This window comes from Micromonospora sp. NPDC005163 (genome assembly GCF_053599835.1).
In genome coordinates, this window is the sequence record NZ_JBSFYP010000102.1 from 1 (window position 1) to 16,486 (window position 16,486).

15 protein-coding genes and 1 pseudogene are annotated in these 16,486 nt (G+C 69.1%); 10 read left to right on the top strand and 6 right to left on the bottom strand.

Annotation, left to right across the window (positions count from 1 at the left end; genetic code table 11):
* Nucleotides 1-480: 480 nt before the first annotated feature.
* Both ACWD6N_RS35270 and ACWD6N_RS35275 read left to right on the top strand, forming a co-directional pair.
* Nucleotides 481-759, top strand: a pseudogene (locus tag ACWD6N_RS35270) (NADH-quinone oxidoreductase subunit N); the annotation flags it as partial.
* 352 nt (nt 760-1,111) lie between these two features.
* The gene (locus tag ACWD6N_RS35275; protein WP_450006362.1) at nt 1,112-1,996 is read left to right on the top strand and encodes a peptidase M23; all 885 of its coding nucleotides are present in this window, start codon (nt 1,112-1,114) and stop codon (nt 1,994-1,996) included.
* A gap of 150 nt (nt 1,997-2,146) precedes the next feature.
* On the opposite strand, the gene ACWD6N_RS35280 is transcribed toward ACWD6N_RS35275, so the two are convergent.
* Nucleotides 2,147-3,724, bottom strand: a complete 1,578-nt coding sequence (locus ACWD6N_RS35280; RefSeq protein ID WP_450006364.1) for a multicopper oxidase family protein — start codon at nt 3,722-3,724, stop codon at nt 2,147-2,149.
* A 263-nt stretch (nt 3,725-3,987) separates the two neighbouring features.
* Here ACWD6N_RS35280 and ACWD6N_RS35285 point away from each other — a divergent pair, with 263 nt between their 5' ends.
* A complete protein-coding gene (locus ACWD6N_RS35285; RefSeq protein WP_450006366.1) occupies nt 3,988-6,225 on the top strand; it encodes a heavy metal translocating P-type ATPase in 2,238 nt (745 codons plus the stop codon).
* Between the two features lie 113 nt (nt 6,226-6,338).
* Here ACWD6N_RS35285 and ACWD6N_RS35290 read toward each other — a convergent pair whose 3' ends face one another.
* Both ACWD6N_RS35290 and ACWD6N_RS35295 read right to left on the bottom strand, forming a co-directional pair.
* The gene (locus ACWD6N_RS35290) at nt 6,339-7,097 is read right to left on the bottom strand and encodes a F510_1955 family glycosylhydrolase (RefSeq protein ID WP_450006367.1); all 759 of its coding nucleotides are present in this window, start codon (nt 7,095-7,097) and stop codon (nt 6,339-6,341) included.
* 305 nt (nt 7,098-7,402) lie between these two features.
* The gene (locus ACWD6N_RS35295; protein WP_354968556.1) at nt 7,403-7,687 is read right to left on the bottom strand and encodes a heavy-metal-associated domain-containing protein; all 285 of its coding nucleotides are present in this window, start codon (nt 7,685-7,687) and stop codon (nt 7,403-7,405) included.
* A 291-nt stretch (nt 7,688-7,978) separates the two neighbouring features.
* On the opposite strand from ACWD6N_RS35295, the gene ACWD6N_RS35300 reads away from it, so the two are divergent.
* Nucleotides 7,979-9,406 (top strand): MFS transporter, encoded by a 1,428-nt coding sequence (locus ACWD6N_RS35300; protein WP_450006368.1) that lies wholly within the window; start codon nt 7,979-7,981, stop codon nt 9,404-9,406.
* Between the two features lie 365 nt (nt 9,407-9,771).
* Here ACWD6N_RS35300 and ACWD6N_RS35305 read toward each other — a convergent pair whose 3' ends face one another.
* On the bottom strand, nt 9,772-10,068 hold the full coding sequence (locus ACWD6N_RS35305; RefSeq protein WP_238671415.1) for a metal-sensitive transcriptional regulator: 297 nt from the start codon (nt 10,066-10,068) through the stop codon (nt 9,772-9,774).
* Between the two features lie 154 nt (nt 10,069-10,222).
* On the opposite strand from ACWD6N_RS35305, the gene ACWD6N_RS35310 reads away from it, so the two are divergent.
* The 4 genes from ACWD6N_RS35310 to ACWD6N_RS35325 are packed head-to-tail and all read left to right on the top strand — an operon-like array spanning nt 10,223 to nt 14,158.
* Entirely contained in the window at nt 10,223-10,432 is a 210-nt protein-coding gene (locus ACWD6N_RS35310) for a heavy-metal-associated domain-containing protein (protein WP_354968558.1), read from the top strand.
* Between the two features lie 34 nt (nt 10,433-10,466).
* On the top strand, nt 10,467-11,447 hold the full coding sequence (locus tag ACWD6N_RS35315; RefSeq protein WP_450006370.1) for a hypothetical protein: 981 nt from the start codon (nt 10,467-10,469) through the stop codon (nt 11,445-11,447).
* A 12-nt stretch (nt 11,448-11,459) separates the two neighbouring features.
* Nucleotides 11,460-13,715 carry a heavy metal translocating P-type ATPase gene (locus ACWD6N_RS35320; protein ID WP_450006372.1) on the top strand — a complete coding sequence of 752 codons (2,256 nt, stop codon included), beginning with the start codon at nt 11,460-11,462 and terminating at the stop codon, nt 13,713-13,715.
* A 38-nt stretch (nt 13,716-13,753) separates the two neighbouring features.
* Nucleotides 13,754-14,158, top strand: a complete 405-nt coding sequence (locus ACWD6N_RS35325) for a GNAT family N-acetyltransferase (protein WP_450006374.1) — start codon at nt 13,754-13,756, stop codon at nt 14,156-14,158.
* A 98-nt stretch (nt 14,159-14,256) separates the two neighbouring features.
* Here ACWD6N_RS35325 and ACWD6N_RS35330 read toward each other — a convergent pair whose 3' ends face one another.
* On the bottom strand, nt 14,257-14,832 hold the full coding sequence (locus ACWD6N_RS35330; protein WP_450006376.1) for a TetR/AcrR family transcriptional regulator: 576 nt from the start codon (nt 14,830-14,832) through the stop codon (nt 14,257-14,259).
* A gap of 275 nt (nt 14,833-15,107) precedes the next feature.
* On the opposite strand from ACWD6N_RS35330, the gene ACWD6N_RS35335 reads away from it, so the two are divergent.
* Nucleotides 15,108-15,653 carry a DUF2269 domain-containing protein gene (locus tag ACWD6N_RS35335; RefSeq protein WP_450006378.1) on the top strand — a complete coding sequence of 182 codons (546 nt, stop codon included), beginning with the start codon at nt 15,108-15,110 and terminating at the stop codon, nt 15,651-15,653.
* 117 nt (nt 15,654-15,770) lie between these two features.
* On the opposite strand, the gene ACWD6N_RS35340 is transcribed toward ACWD6N_RS35335, so the two are convergent.
* Nucleotides 15,771-16,016, bottom strand: coding sequence for a hypothetical protein (locus ACWD6N_RS35340; protein ID WP_449941138.1), 246 nt, complete (start codon nt 16,014-16,016; stop codon nt 15,771-15,773).
* A 342-nt stretch (nt 16,017-16,358) separates the two neighbouring features.
* On the opposite strand from ACWD6N_RS35340, the gene ACWD6N_RS35345 reads away from it, so the two are divergent.
* On the top strand, nt 16,359-16,486 hold a 128-nt coding region (locus ACWD6N_RS35345), incomplete at its 3' end, for a metal-sensing transcriptional repressor (protein ID WP_354968568.1).

Below are 16,486 nucleotides of genomic sequence, written 5' to 3' on the forward strand. Positions count from 1 at the left end.
ACGTCAACTCATCCGCCGCGCCCGAACCCTCTACCGATGGGACACCCGCCCCACCACCCGACGCCTCAAGTAGCACCTACTGCCGGTCGCTCTAAGGTCCAGCAGCTCGGCTTGCCGCCTCTTGAAGGTCGCCTCTGCCGTCGTGTAGGTCGCGCGGGCGGCCTGAGCGGCGGTCAACGCGGCGGTGTGCGCGGCAACTGCTTGCTGCTCCGTCGCTTGCACGCGCAGCAGGTCACGGGCGCTTCCTTGGGAGTCGCCGGCGCGCTGCTGGCCCTTCTGAATGCGTAGGAGGGCGCCGAGATCCTGCAGATGGGAGCCGACCTCGCCCGGCGGCAACTCGGCCGCTCGCTTCATCGCCTCGGCGGCGGTGGGGCCGAGGTTCTGCTGCGCCTTCAGGAGCGCGGCCCGCGTGACCTGCAGCTGCCGCTCGGTCTCCTGCGATGCGGTTTCGGTCCGGGTCTGCTCCTGTTGGAGCGTCAGAAGCTCACCACCGCGAGCGCCGCCTGGGACGGCGGGTACGCCTGGCTCGCCGTCGTGGTGTTCGTCAACACCGTGATCAGTCTCTTCTACTACCTGCGCTGGATCGTCCCGGCCTACCGCGACCCCGCGCTGGCGTCATCCGGCGGCGATCACCGCGCCCCGTGGCCCGATCATCCGACGCGGCGGTGGTCGGCGAGGCTCGCGGTGACAGCTGCCGCACTCAGCCTCGTGGTGGGTCTCGCCGCGGGCCTGCTCTGGAACGTGGCGGCCGGCATCTGAGCATCGAACGTCGGTCCGGCAAACAGCAGGGGAACCGGCCATGATCACAATTTAGGAACCGGCGACAGATACGGGCGAATCCGCTGATCTGCCACGGGTGCGGCCCAAGCGGGGGAATCCGACATCACCCGAAAGGGCGAGTTAGTGGATCACCTGACGAGGGGTGTCCGCGCGCGCCGTTCGTGCCCTGCGCTAGCGGGCGGCAGCGGGACGGGCGGTATGCCCGGATGGCGTAAATCACTACCGGCGCTGCCGGGCTGGTGTGGAGGATCCCGTTGCGCAGGGGAGAAGTGTGAGCACCGCCACCTGATCGCCGTGGGTGACCATGGTTTCTCCTGCCTAGCCTCGGCGGATGCGTAACGACGGCAACCTCGACCACCCGCGCGGCCTCGGCGGCCCGGCTGACCGTTCGGACGATATCCACTCCGCCGAACAGCCGGCTAGCACGTCCCAACCGCCACTCTCCACCGGATGGTGGCGTACCCGCCTCGGCGGCCTCGCTAACCCCTTCGCCGCCCGGCCGGGCCGGACCCGCATGGCGGTGGCCACCGGGGCCGTGTGCTGCCTCGGTCTCGTGGGCGCCACCTTCATCGGCGCCGGCCCCGCCGGGGAGTCACTCAGCCCCAACCAGCGTGCCGAGATCGCCCAGCGGGCCGAGGCCGACCCGGCCTCCCGCGGGCAGGCCCGCCAGCCCGCCGCCCCGGTCACCGAAACCCCCACCCCGGAAAGCTCCCCGTCAACGACAATGCCAGCGCCCAAGCCGACGGCGAAGTCCAAGCCCAAGCCCAAGCCCAAGCGGATCCTTCCGGTCGCTGGGCTGGACCAGGCGCAGATGGACAACGCCAAGACGATCGTGCGTACCGGCCGGGAGATGGGCGTGCCGCGCCACGGGCTGGTGATCGCGGTGGCCACCGCGATGCAGGAGAGCACCCTCTACAACTACGCCAGTGGCGTGCTGCCGGAGTCGCAGGACTACCCGCACCAGGCGATCGGCTGGGACCACGACTCGGTCGGGCTCTTCCAGCAGCGGCCCAGCACCGGTTGGGGCAGCGTGCGCGACCTGATGAAGCCGGAGTTCGCGACACGCCAGTTCCTCACCGCCCTGCAGGCGATCCCCGGCTGGCAGGACCTTCCCCTGACCGTCGCGGCCCAGGCCGTGCAGGTGTCGGCGTTCGGTTGGCTGTACGCCCAGCACGAGTGGCGGGCTACCGAGGTCGTGAACGCCGTCCTCTCCTGACCACGAGCAACCGACGCCGCGCTCCTCCGGAGGGCTCGGCGTCGGCCTGCTTCTCTGTGGCCGGTTGGTAAGGCTTCGTCGGTCGTCTCTTGCCCGTTCCCGCCTTGTCAACTGCCGTCAGTGGACGAACGCTCGCCGCAGCGGAGTACCTCAGGCGCGGTAGGCGAGCGTGGCCATCATGCCCGTCTCCGCGTGGTAGGCGTTGTGGCAGTGCACCATCCAAAGGCCGGGATTGCCGGCGTCGAAATCAACGCTCACGCTCTGGTGGGGCACGACCACGACGGTGTCCTTGCGGGCACCACCGCCGGTCAGAGCGAAGGTGTGCCCGTGCAGGTGCATCGGATGGAACATCTCGCTGCGATTGACGAATTCCAGCCGCACGCGCTCGCCCTGCTCCACCAGCAGTGGGTCAGCGTCGTGGAAGGTCGCGCCGTTGATGGTCCACCGGTAGGGGTTCATCGATCCGCCGAGCTCCAACCGGTGCACCCGGTCCGGACGTCGGTCGACCAGCCTCACGCTGCCGGCTGCGTGCAGCGTTGCGGTGTCGAGCACCCGTCCTTCCAGTTCGGTCAGGCGGACATCGGCAGGTGGTGTGGCGCCGGAACCGGTTCGTACCAGAGCCAGACCCCGTCCGGTCTTGCCCTCCGCGTCGGCGATCAGCGGAAAGACCCCATCGCCTAGCTCCACCATGACGTCGACGCGCTCACCCATACCGAGCAGGAGGGCGTCCGTGTCCACCGGGTGGACCGGGAATCCGTCGGTGTGCGTGACCGTGAGCCGGTGTCCCGCGAGCGCCACCCGGTACGCCGTATCCGAGCCCGCGTTGATGATCCTCACCCGCGCCCGCTCACCGGGCCGCGCACGGAAGACCCTCGGCGCCGCCGGAACTCGACCGTTGACCAGATGGTGCGGGTACCAAACATCGCCAGCGCCGCCGAGCAGGGGAGAGGTCATCATCTCCATTCCGCCCATGTCCCCGTGACCAGCGGAAGCCGGGCCGCCGTGGCCACTCGTATCGGGCCCCTCGTCGTGGTGCGAGTCGGGCTCGCCGCCCTCCCCGTGCGCGCCCGCCGGATCCATACCCTGCATGTCTGCATGGCCGCCCGTCTCGCGCAGGGCGGCAAGCACGTCATCGGGAGTGCGGCCGGTACCGTCGATCCAATCGTCGAGCACCACGATCCACTCGTGGTCGTACCGGCCGGCCTCCTGCGGGTCATCGACAATGAGAACGCCGTACAGCGCCCGGTCGAGCTGAACGCCGGAGTGCGGGTGGTAGAAGTACGTGCCAGGGTGGGGCAGGGGGAACTCGTAGGTATACCGGCAGCCCGGACGGATGGCTGGTTGAGTCAGGCCGGGAACCCCGTCCATGTTGTTGGGCAGCGCGATCCCGTGCCAGTGAACGCTGGTATCCGTCGGCAAGCCGTTGACCAACTCCACCCGCAGCGTGTCGCCGGCGCGCGCCCGGATAAGTGGGCCGGGCAGGTCGTCGGCGTATCCCCAGGTGGTTACGTGCGGTCCACCTAAGTCGACTGTGACGGGACGGGGGCGAAGCGTGGCCGTCACCCGGCTACGGGTGCCGCCTGTGTCTCCGCCACGGACGCGGTTCGTGCCCACCGCTCTCAATCCCGCTGGGAATGTCCGCCCACCGGAGACGTCGCTGATGCCGACGAGGCCCACCGCGCCCGCGACGCCGGCCAGCAACCGGCGGCGACTGATCTCCGGTTTCATGGCTGCTCCTCGACTGGGTCCGCTTGTCGACGGCCGTGCTATCCGCCACCCTTCGTGGATTTTGTTCGCAAAACGTGCCGCAGGCGGGCCTTTTCGCGCGCTGTTGCCCCTTCGAGTGGCCCAAGTGGCGCCCTGCACGTTTGCCGGCCGGGGCCGCCGGTCTGCGGTGGTGGCTCGCCGGCCATAGCGCGGACGTATACCCATCAGGGGTATTTGCCTTCGTACCCCCGGGGGGTATATGGTGCTGGGCGGAGGTGGACGGCATGACTCGAGAACACATGGCGCATCACGACGCGGCCAACATTGATGAGGTCGGACGTGGCCAGCACAGCCACGACCACGTGGACGCGACGCAGCGCAGCACGCGAACACCGCACCCGCGAGGCGCGCACCACGAACACGACTCGCCCCACTCCGCGTCATCCCAACCACAGGGCACCAGCGGCGCCCATGGGCACCCCGGCGGCCACGCCGGGCATGGGGGGCACGGAGGGCATGACAAGCACGCCGGTCACGACCCGGAGCAGTTCCGCCGGAAGTTCTGGCTGAGCCTCGCGCTGACGCTGCCGATCGTGATCACCAGTCACATGGTGATGGACTGGTTCGGCTACTCCCTGGACTTTCCCGGCATGACTCTGGTCGGTCCGGTCCTCGGGTCGGTGGTCTTCCTCTACGGCGGGTGGCCGTTCCTGGTCGGTGGTTTCCGCGAGGTCCAGGACCGGGCCCCGGGGATGATGCTGCTGATCACGATGGCGATCACGGTGGCGTACGTGGCGTCGCTGGCCACCAGCCTCGGCACATTCGACCTGGACTTCTGGTGGGAGCTCGCCGCGCTGGTGACGATCATGCTGCTGGGCCACTGGCAGGAGATGAAGGCGATCGGCCAGGCGCAGGGCGCGCTCACGGCGCTGGCCGCGCTCCTGCCCGACGACGCCGAGCGGATCGACGGCACTGGTGAGCTGCACCGCGTGCAGGCCGCCGAGCTGCGGGTGGGCGACCTGGTCCTGGTGCGCTCCGGTAGCCGGGTGCCGGCCGATGGCCGGATCATCGACGGCGCGGCCGAGCTGGACGAGTCGATGATCACGGGGGAGTCCCGACCGGTCCCGCGTGGTGTCGGAGACCGGGTGGTGGCCGGCACCGTGGCGACAGATTCCGCACTGCGGGTACGCGTCGACGCGGTCGGCGAGGACACGGCTTTGGCCGGCATCGGGCGGCTCGTCGCCCAGGCGCAGGCGTCCAACGGCCGCGCCCAGGCGCTCGCCGACCGGTTCGCCGCAATGCTGTTCTACGTCGCCGCCGCCGCCGCGCTGGTCACCTTCGGCGCCTGGTGGGCGCTGGGTGACCTCGACCAGGCGGTCGTCCGCACCGTGACGGTCCTCGTGATCGCCTGCCCGCACGCCCTCGGGCTGGCCATCCCGCTGGTGATCGCGCTGTCCACCGCCGTGTCGGCCAAGGCGGGCATCCTGGTCAAGGACCGCCTCGCCCTGGAGCGAATGCGCACCGTCGACGCGGTGCTGTTCGACAAGACCGGCACCTTGACCAAGGGCGCGCACACCGTCACCGCCACGGCCGCCGCGACCGGCGTCACCGAAGATGAGGTGCTGCGCATCGCCGGCGCGGTCGAGGCCGACAGTGAGCACCCCCTCGCCAAGGCGCTGGTGGGCGTCGCACAGGAGCGGGGACTGGGGGCGAGCGCCAGCGACTTCCGGTCGCTGACCGGCCGAGGTGTGCAGGCCGTGGTCGACGGCACCAGCTATGCGGTGGGCGGCCCGGCTCTGCTGCGGGAACTGGCGGCCAGGGTGCCCGACGAGCTGGTTCGGGTCGCGCAGGTCTGGTCAGCGCGCGGGGCTGCCGTGCTGCATCTGATCCGGCTACCCGACGGCGGTCAGGCGGAGGCGGTGGGGGCGTTCGCCCTGGAGGACGAGATCCGTCCCGAAGCCCGCGAGGCCATCGCGGAGCTGCGCGAGCAGGGCGTGCGGAAGATCGCGATGATCACCGGAGACGCTCGGCCGGTCGCCGAGGCCGTCGCCGCGGACCTGGGATTCCGTCCCGGCGTCGACGAGGTCTTCGCCGAGGTGCTGCCCGCCGACAAGGACCGGGCGGTTGCCGACCTGCAGTCCCGAGGGCTGACGGTGGCGATGGTCGGGGACGGCGTGAATGACGCGCCCGCGCTGGCTCGCGCCGACGTCGGACTCGCCATCGGCGCCGGAACCGACGTCGCGATCGAGTCCGCTGGCGTCATCCTCGCCTCGTCCGATCCGCGCGGCGTCACCGGTGTGATCCGCCTGTCCCGGGTGTCGTACCGGAAGATGATTCAGAACCTGGTTTGGGCGGCCGGTTACAACGTCGTGGCGATCCCGGTCGCCGCCGGTGTCCTCGCCTGGGCCGGGATCAGCCTCAGCCCGGCCGTCGGCGCGGTGCTGATGTCCGTCTCCACGATCGTGGTGGCGCTCAACGCCCAGCTGCTGCGGCGAGTCCGCCTGACTGCGCAGGGGCGATAGGGATGTCGTGGCGGCCCGAGAAGGGCCGCCACCGCATCGCTGCCGGCCCCACCATGGACCGGACTTCGACCGCGATACCCGGTCGGCGGGGAATGGCAGGGGACGGGCGAGGATCACGACAGCGATGTCTGCATGGGTTGCCATGTCGCACCCGCGTCCTTGCTGCGAAGGACTCGACCATCACGGGTGGTGACGAAGTGCAGATCACCGTGGGCGGTGACGGCGGCCGGCGCATCGGGAACGTGACCGCCGGTACCCGACCACGTCACGGCCGCGTCATGGGACACGAGGCTCTGTCCGTCTGCCGCAATTCCCAGCAGCCGGTCGCGGCCGGCCCAGTGCAACAGCACGAAGGCGCGTCCTCCGGCGGGCACCCAAGTGCGGCCGCCGTCGACCGAACGTTGCAGGCCCTGCTCGGTTGTGGCCAGAAGGCTGTAAGGCTGTCCTGGTTCGACCGCCAGGTTGTACGCCTCGATCCTTGACCGGGCCTGCCAGGTGACCCGGTCGGTGCTTGCCAGCAGGGAACCAGTGGTGGAGTCGACGCCGTAGGTGATCCCGTCGGCGCTCCGAAGGGCGTGGAAGTCTGCCTTCCCGGCGAGCGACACCGATCGCCAGGTGCGCCCACCATCGGTGCTTTCGATCAGGCCCAGATGCGTCGGCCCGGCTTCGCCTGGCGCGGGATGTCCCGAGGCGAGAAAGTGGTCTAGTCCGATCACCGTGAAGCCCATCGTGTCCTGCCGTCCATCACCCACGTGGGCGGCCCCGCTATCGGAGACGCGAACGACTCCGTGGTGTGTGGCGACGTAGAGCTGTTGGTCCGACGGGTTCACGGCCATGCCGTGCACGTGACTCAGGGCGCTTAACGTAAGCATTGCCCGCGGGGCGTCACCGGGTCGGTCTCGCAGTCACCCCCGACGACCCCGCAGGCGCCACCACCGAGGCACCTGCGGAGCCCGGATATGTGCTCAGCCAGCCAACGTCACGCGCGTGACCGCTGCTTGTCCCGCCCCAGTTCGGGATGAAGGTTCCTACCCCGTGCCTGTTCACACGGCGGACACGCTCACCCCAGCTCGGTCTCGCGTTGCCGGCGAACGCAAAATCAGCGCCAGAGGGTAGAAGCGCCCTGGGGCGGCCGCGCCCGCTCCGTCTTGCCGGGCGGGCGCGGCCGATCCTGCGGTCAGCTCACAAGTTGGTAGCCGGCCTTCTCGACGGCCGCGCGGACGTCGGCGATCGCCAGTGGGGCGTGACTGGTGACCGTAACCCCGCCGGTGGCCACGTCGATCTCGACGCTGGTGACGCCCTCGACGGTGCTCACCTCCTGGCGCACGTTGCTGGCGCAGCCGGTGCAGGTCATCCCCGACACCGTGTAGGTGACCCGCACGCCGTCGACGGTGTCAACGGTGGCCGGTGCGTTGTCGGCGGTCGCGGTGGCGCAGCCGCAACTGGATCCGCTGGTGCACATGGCTCTCTCCTGTCCGAGAACGTGGGGCGCCGGCCTGCCGCCGTTCGATGCGGGCAACTTGCAAACGGTGAGCCGCGAAACGGCGCCCTTGAGGAACAGCGCCAGGTCACCGCTGGTCGGGTGGGTGGCGTGCACGATGAATATACCCATAGGGGGTACAGGGATCAATCGGATGCGTGAGAGGCGACAAAACACGAGTCCGTGGATGGCCGCAGCTTGACACCACATACCCCCTGGGGGTAAACATTCACCACTTACCCATACCCCCCAGGGGCATAAGGAGTGGTGGAGATGGCACACGGATCCAAGCGTTGGTGGGGCCTCGGGCTCATCGCGCTCGCCCAGTTCATGGTCATCATGGACACCTCGATCATCGGCGTTGCCTTACCGCGCATGCAGGACGATCTCGGCTTCTCGCCGGAGAACCTGTCGTGGGTGTTCAACGCCTACGTCGTAGCCTTCGGTGGCCTGCTGCTGCTCGGCGGCCGGCTGTCGGACTTGTTCGGCGCGCGGCGCATGTTCACAGCCGGCTGGCTGATCCTGCTGCTCGGGTCGGCGGCCGCAGGGCTGGCCGACAGCGTCGCAGTGGAACTGGCCGCCCGTGCCACGCAGGGTGTTGGCGCCGCCCTGATCGCACCGTCGGCGCTGACGATGCTGATGATGCTCTTCGGCGCCCAGCCCCGAGAACTCACCAAGGCGCTTGCGCTCTACGGCGCGGCCGCGCCGGCGGGCGGCACCGCGGGCGTCTTCCTCGGCGGGGTCATCACCGAGTACCTCAGCTGGCAGTGGGTGTTCTACATCAACATTCCGATCGCCCTGATCGCGGTGCTCGCCACCCCGGCGCTCATGCCCGCCGGCGGCGCCCGCCGCGGCTCGCTTGACATCGCTGGGGCGCTCACCGTCACCGCTGGTCTCGGCGCCACGGTGTATGCGATCGTCCGGGCGCCCGAGGTCGGGTGGACCTCCGGGCAGACCTGGCTGGCCCTCGCCGGCGCGGTCGCCGCGTTGGTGGCGTTCGTGGCCATCCAGGCCGCCCGCCGGCAGCCGCTGATGCGGCTGTCAATCTTCCGTGTCCCGAACCTCGCGGCCGCAAATGTGGCGCAACTCCTGCTGGGCGCGGCGTGGATTCCGATGTGGTTCTATCTCAACCTCTACCTGCAGCAGGTCCTCGGCTACAGCGCCTTCCCCAGCGGTGCGGCGCTGCTTCCCATGACGATCCTCATCATGGTTGGGATGGTCGTTGTGGCACCGCGGGCCATCAACCGGTTCGGCCCGAAGCCGATGGTGATTGCAGGCCTGGCGGTACTGGCCATCGGGCTCGGGTGGCTCGCCCTCGTTCGCGCGGACGGTAGCTATGCGGTGGACGTCCTGCCCGCCTCACTGGTCGCGGCGTTGGGTATGTCGTTGGCGTTCATCCCGTCGCTCGGCACGGCGATCTCCAGCGCGCCGCCTCAGGAGGGTGGCCTCGCCTCAGGGATCGTCAACACCAGTTACCAGGTCGGTTCGGCTCTCGGTCTGGCCGCGATGACGGCGGTCGCCGCGTCCTACGGCGCGGACCGGGTGGGTGACGTGTCGGCTCTCACCGACGGGTACTCGGCCGCTTTCGCCGGCGCCGGTGTCATCGCCCTCGTCGGAGCCGTTGTCGCGGCGGTCACCCTGCGGACCCGCGCTGCTGGTCCCCAGCCTGTCGCCGAGACCGAGACCGCGCAGGTCCGCTGAGCCGAGCGGTGCGGACCCGACATGTCAGAGTCACACCCATCGAGCGGAGATCATCATGAGGACCTGGAGGCCACTATGACGGCAACGAGCGCGGTCGGGCGTGACGAGGCCTGACAAGAGACGCGATCTGGTGCATCTCGCGACAGTGGGCGGCCGGCGGGGCAGCCGGCCGCCCACTGTTCCTCGCGAGCAGCACTGTCAATGCATGGTCGGCCGGCATCTCGTCGTTTGGGCGGTGCCTGGGGGCAGCGTGCTGGTGCATTTGCGCCGGCTGCCGCGGCCGACGGAACGGCGGAGCTTCTCCGGTGGTCTAATGGCCGGCTTGTCGCGCTGATCCGAGAGCTGGGGTTACCGATCGCTGGAGATCAGCCGCGCTTCATGAGCCGGCCAACGGCGGCCATCATCTCGGTGGCCATTTCGTCGGCACGGCCGTCGGCGGCGCCCTCGTGCATGCAGTGCCGGGCGTGCCCGTCCAGCAGGCCGAGGGCGACCTTGTCGAGGGCAGCTTGGATCGCGGAGATCTGCGTGAGCACGTCGATGCAGTAGCGGTCGTCGTCGACCATCTTCTCGATGCCCCGGACCTGCCCCTCGACGCGGCGGAGCCGCGCGAGCAGCTGATCCTTGCTGGCGGTGTATCCGCGGATCGGAGTGGGTGTGGTCATGGAACCCAGGATACCTTACCCCTCGGGGGTATGCTACGGTGCGTAGGGAGCCATACCCCCTCTAGGTATCCCGGCGGTCGGCGCCCCAAGCCCAACTGTGAGGCGCTACTACCCCCGGGGGGTATCGTGTGAGGGTGTTGAGAGGAGCGTTCTGATGACCACCGCCACGTACCAGGTAAACGGCATGACCTGCGGGCACTGCGTCAACTCTGTCAGCACCGAGATCAGCGCCATCGCCGGCGTCCGCGACGTCCAGGTCGACCTCGCCTCCGGGCAGGTCACCGTCGCCAGCGAGGCGCCCCTGGACCCAGCGGCCGTCCGGGCCGCGGTCGACGAGGCCGGCTACGACCTCGTCGACGCCTGACAGTCCCTAACCGAGAGAACCCGAGGTGCCAGTCATGAACACGGCGACGAAGCTGAGCGGTTTCGCGCTCGGTCTCGCGGCGGTGTTCGGCGCGGCGTACGGGGTCGGCCAACTGGCCGATCCCGTCGCCCCGGCCGCCGAAACCCGCCACGACACCACCGCCGAGCACGGCAGTGCGGGCCATGACGAAGCTGGGACCGAAGCCGCCGCGCAAATCCCCGGTGGCCTGCTGGTCTCCGACCGCGGGTACACCCTGACCCCGGTTCCCGCCTCAAGCGGTGAGTTCGCCTTCCGGATCACCGGTCCGGGCGGTCGGACCGTCACGACCTTCGACGAAGTGCACGACAAGCGGATGCACCTCATCGTCACCCGCCGGGACCTGTCCGGCTTCCGGCACGTGCACCCCGACATGGCCCCCGACGGCACCTGGCAGGTGGCCTCACCTTTCGGGGACCCCGGAAGTTGGCGCGCCTTCGCCGATTTTACCCCCACCGGTGACCAGCCATTCACCCTCGGCACGGACGTCGCCCTACCCGGCGCGTTCACCCCACGTCCGGTACCCGCACCCGCACGCACCACCACCGTCGACGGTTACACCGTCGCCCTCGACGGTGACCTGCGGCCGGGCAGTACCGCGAAGCTGACCCTGACCATCAATCGGAACGGCGCACCGGTCACCGACCTGCAGCCCTACCTCGGCGCGTACGGCCACCTGGTCGCCCTGCGCCAGGGCGATCTGGCCTACCTGCACGTGCACCCCGACGGAGAACCCGGTGACGGGCGCACCCAGCCCGGCCCGCAGGTCACCTTCTACGCCGAGGTTCCCTCGGCCGGCACGTACCGCCTCTACCTCGACTTCCAGCACACCGGAACCGTGCGGACCGCCGAATTCACCCTCGTCGCCGGCACCTCCGCCGAGCCCGGCCCAGCGACGCCGTCAACGCCGTCGACGCCGAACAGCCCGACCCCAGCCGCCACCGATGGGCACGGCGAACCCGGCCACGGCCACAACTGATTGGCGGATGCGATGACGTCCACTGCGAAACCCCTGCAGCTCGCCCCGAACCAGATCGAGCTGTCCATCGGGGGGATGACCTGCGCCTCCTGCGCCGCCCGGATCGAGAAGAAGCTCAACCGGATGGACGGTGTGTCCGCCACGGTCAACTACGCCACCGAGAAGGCCACCGTCCGGTACGCCGGCGAGGTCACCCCGGACGACCTGATCGCCACCGTGGAGAAGACCGGCTACACCGCCGCCCTGCCACCCCCAGTCTCCGCCGCGACAGCCGAGCCGTCAGAGCCAGTCGATGAGCTGCGCGGCCTGCGCACCCGGCTGTGGGTCTCGGTTGCATTGAGCGTGCCGGTGGTCCTGTTGGCGATGGTGCCGGCCATGCAGTTCGAGTACTGGCAATGGCTGTCGCTGACCCTCGCCGCCCCGGTCGTGGTCTGGGGTGCCCTGCCGTTCCACCGTGCCGCTTTGATCAACCTGCGGCACGGCGCCGCGACCATGGACACCCTGATCTCGCTAGGCACCCTCGCCGCGTTCGGCTGGTCGCTGTGGGCGCTGTTCCTCGGCGACGCAGGCATGCCGGGCATGACCCATCCGTTCAGCTTCGACATCACCCGCTCCGACGGCGCCGGCAACATTTACCTGGAAGCCGCAGCCGGCGTCACGACATTCCTCCTCACCGGCCGGTACTTCGAGGCCCGCTCCAAGCGCACCGCCGGAGCGGCCCTACGCGCCCTGCTGGAACTCGGCGCGAAGGACGTCGCCGTCCTCCGGGACGGCGCCGAAACTCGCATCCCTATCGACCAGCTCGCGGTCGGGGACCGATTCGTGGTCCGGCCCGGGGAGAAGATCGCCACCGACGGGGTGGTCGACGAGGGCACCTCGGCGGTCGACGCCAGCATGCTGACCGGCGAGTCCGTCCCGGTCGAGGTCAGCCCGGGCGACGCCGTGGTCGGCGCCACCGTCAACGCAGGCGGTCGGCTCGTCGTCATTGCCACACGCATCGGCGGAGACACGCAGCTCGCCCAGATGGCGAAGCTCGTCGAGCAGGCGCAGACCGGTAAGGCCGCGGTGCAGCGGCTGGCCGACCGGATCTCCGGCGTCTTCGTGCCCATCGTGATCGCCCTCGCGGTCGGCACGCTCGGCTTCTGGATCGGCAACGGCAGCGGCCTGGCGGCCGCGTTCACCGCCACGGTCGCCGTACTGATCATCGCCTGCCCCTGCGCCCTCGGGCTGGCCACCCCAACAGCGCTGCTGGTCGGCACCGGCCGCGGCGCCCAGCTCGGCATCCTCATCAAGGGACCCGAGGTGCTCGAGTCCACCCGGCGGGTCGACACGGTCGTGCTGGACAAGACCGGCACCGTGACCACCGGAAAGATGACACTGGTCGACGTGCTGCCGGCCGACGGCCAGGACGCCGATGACCTGCTTCGGCTCGCCGGAGCGCTTGAGCTCGCCAGCGAACACCCGATCGCCCAAGCGATCGCCACCGGCGCCGCCGCCGCCGGGACGCTACCGACGTTCAATGACTTCGCCAACGTCGAAGGGCTCGGCGTCACCGGCACCGTCGAGGGCCGCGACCTCATGGTCGGCCGGGCCCGCCTGCTGCGCGAACGTGGCCTGCAGGTATCCGCCGAGGTCGAGCGGGCGGCCAGCGAGGCCGAAACGGCGGGCCGGACGGCCGTGCTGGCCGGCTGGGACGGACAGGCCCGCGGCGTCCTCGCCGTGGCCGACGTGGTCAAACCAACCAGCCGAACCGCAGTCGACCAGCTGCGGGCGCTGGGCCTGAACCCGGTGCTGCTCACCGGCGACAACACCACCGTCGCGAACGCCGTCGCCGCCGAGGTCGGCATCGACCAGGTGATCGCTGAGGTGCTGCCCGCCGACAAGGTCGACGTGGTCAAGCGCCTGCAGGCCGACGGAAAGGTCGTGGCCATGGTCGGCGACGGGATCAACGACGCCGCCGCGCTCGCCCAAGCCGACCTTGGCCTGGCTATGGGCACCGGCACCGACGTGGCCATCGAGGCCTCAGACCTGACACTCGTCCGCGGCGATCTGACCGCCGCCGTGGACGCCATTCGCCTGTCCCGGCGAACCCTGAGGATCATCAAAAGCAACCTGTTCTGGGCCTTCGCCTACAACCTGGCTGCCCTGCCGCTGGCCGCGGCGGGAATGCTCAATCCGATGATCGCCGGCGCAGCGATGGCGTTCTCCTCGGTGTTCGTGGTCGCTAACAGCCTCCGCCTGCGCCGCTTCCACGCCACCAACGCCTAGCGGTGCGCAGGCCGCACCCGAAGGGACCCCTCACGGTCATGACATACGTCTTACGAGCAGAAACGCCATCGGTCGAGGTCTACCGACACCTGTGGGTCGCCGCCGGTCTGAGCGCCAAGTCAGCCGCGGCAGCGGCCGCGGGTTTGGACGGCACATGGCACGCCGTCGTCGCCTATCAGGGTGACCAACCGATAGGCATGCGCCGCGTCATCGGTGACGGCGGCACCGCCTTCCAGATCATTGACATGTGCGTATTGCCCGAGCATCAGGGCCGAGGAGTCGGCAAGAGGATCATGGCTGCACTGATGGAGCGACTCCTGGATCGCGCGCCTAGCACCGCCTACATCTCACTCATCGCGGACGGTGCCGCGCGCCACCTCTACGCACAGTACGGCTTCGCGGAGACCGCGCCAGAGTCGGTCGGCATGGCTCGCCGACTCTGACGCCTGCATGCTGATCCTCGTGGGGGCCGCGTCTCCACTGCCGTTCGGCAACACGAGAGCGGTGTCGGCCGAGCCGTTCTGGGCGGATGGTTCGGACGTCAGTCTGTGGCGGTGGGCTTGAGTGCGGTGAGGGTGAGAGTGACCAGGCGCTGGAGCCCGTCGTCCGAGGCCACCGTGCTCGAGGCGGTCAGGGCGTGCAGGCAGAAGGCCACCAGTTCATCGGCGGGAACGTCGACACGAGCCTGACCGACTTCGGCAGCGTCTGTGATCAGCTCCCGCACAAGCGTGTGCAGTCGCGCGTGGGCCTCGGTGGTGTGGTCGCTTTGATGCAGTGCGGCAGCGAGGTCACCACCGTGGCGGTGCTGTGAGAGCCGCGCGTAGGCGACGAGCACGGCGCGCAACCGCGTCGACGGGGTGTCGGCTTGCTCGCGGATGGCGCTGAGGTGATCTAGGTGCTGGGCGAGTTGGCGCTCGTGCCAGGCAAGCAAGATCGCGTCGATGTCCGGGAAGTACTTGTAGAGGGTGGCGCGGCCGATGCCAGTGAGTTCGGCGATCCGGGACATGGTTACGCCGGTCAGCCCGTGACTGGCGACGAGGGTTGCTGCGGCGTCAAGAACTGCCTCGCGCACCGCCGCTCGGTGCGCCTCAATCGTGTCGTTCCACAGCCTCGGCACCGTCATATGATACACGCCGCCACACCACAGACACTCTGGCTTGACAGAGACACAGTGTCTCGTAAAAATTTGGCAGTCGTTGCTGGATCGGTTGGGAGGGTCAGATGGCGGGTCAAGCAGGCGGACCGGGGACTCCGACGGGCGTGCCGCGGTGGGTGAAGGTCATTGGCCTGGTTGTAGCGGCCCTGCTGGTCGTGTTCGTCGTCATCCAGGTGAGTGGCGTGGCCGGTGAGCACGGTCCTGGCCGGCACCTGCCGGGCGGACGGTAAGCCGTGTTGCGGCAACGCTGGCGTAAGGCGGCGTTGACTGCGCACGTCGTTGCATCCTTGGGGTGGCTCGGCGCGGTCGTCGTCTTCCTGGTCCTGGCCTTGGCGGCGCTGCGCAGTGACGATGCGATGGTGACGGCGGCCGGATATGTGGCAATGGACATGTCAGTCCGGTTCGCCATCGCTCCGCTCGCAGTCGCGTCGCTGCTCAGTGGCGTGGTGTCATCGCTGGCGTCGCCCTGGGGGTTGGTGCGTCACTGGTGGGTGCTGATCAAGTTGGCGTTGGTTGCGGTGGCCACGGTGGTGCTGCTGCTCCAGCTGGAGCCGATTGCTGCGCTTGCCGACGTAGGGATGGCCTCCGCGCCTGTAGCGAGCGGGGAGCAGTGGCGTGAGGCAGTCGTTTCGCTGGTCGTGCATGCGATCGGCGGCCTGGTCATTTTGCTCGCGGCGACGGTGTTGGCCGTCTACAAGCCGAGGGGTCTGACGGGATTCGGCCGGCCACCATCACCGGCAAGGGTCACCGCCCGTCACGGTGAAGAGTCTGGCAGGGCGTGATGGATGTTGTTGCGTCTTCTCTGCGAGCCACCTGAGCTTGATCCACTTCCGCAACGCGTCCTAGGTCATGGCCGTCCCTGGTCAATTAAGGACTGGTCGATGAGCGGTGATGCCAGGTCAGGAGGGGGCGGGGGCTACGCCGGGTGAGGTGGCGTCGCCGGTGGGTTCGAAGCCGATAGCGCGGGCAACGGCGACGCTAGCGATGTTGTCGGCGTCGATGCTGGAGCCGCACCCACGGCAGTCAGTCAATACCTGGCCAAGCTCCGTCTTGCTGCTGGTCAAGGGACGTCGCCAGGGAACCGTCGTGTACTCCTCCGCAGCGACGACCACGTCCGGCGACTGCTTCGGCAAGCCCTGCTTCACGCCGACCACATCGTCCGCAACCTGTCCGAAGCGCCGACGGCGTAGTCGAGTCGGCGAGTTGCCACGCCAGTGGTCAAGGTGCGCTCTCCTGCGCGGTGAGGCTCCGTGGGGGAAACGAATGCCCCGCCTGGGCATCGTTGGTGCAGTGCCGTTCTGGCCTCCTGCCGGGTTCGCATGCCGGTGACGCTATGACCCAGGCGGCCGTCATACGTCGCGTCAGTGGCAGCCGGCTGACCTGGGCCGGGCGCGATCACCTTGGCGACGGTTCTGGGCTAGGGCGGAGATCATCGCCCGGAATACCCCCCAGGGTATGTGTTACCGTGGGATGCGGAGGTAGATGAGATGAAGTTGCGTCCCGAGATGACCGGCGAGGCTCTGACTCGCTTGAAGCGAGCCCGAGGGCAGCTCAATGCGGTCATCGAGATGATGGAGAACGGCGAGGACTGCCGTGAGGCGCTGACCCAGCTTGC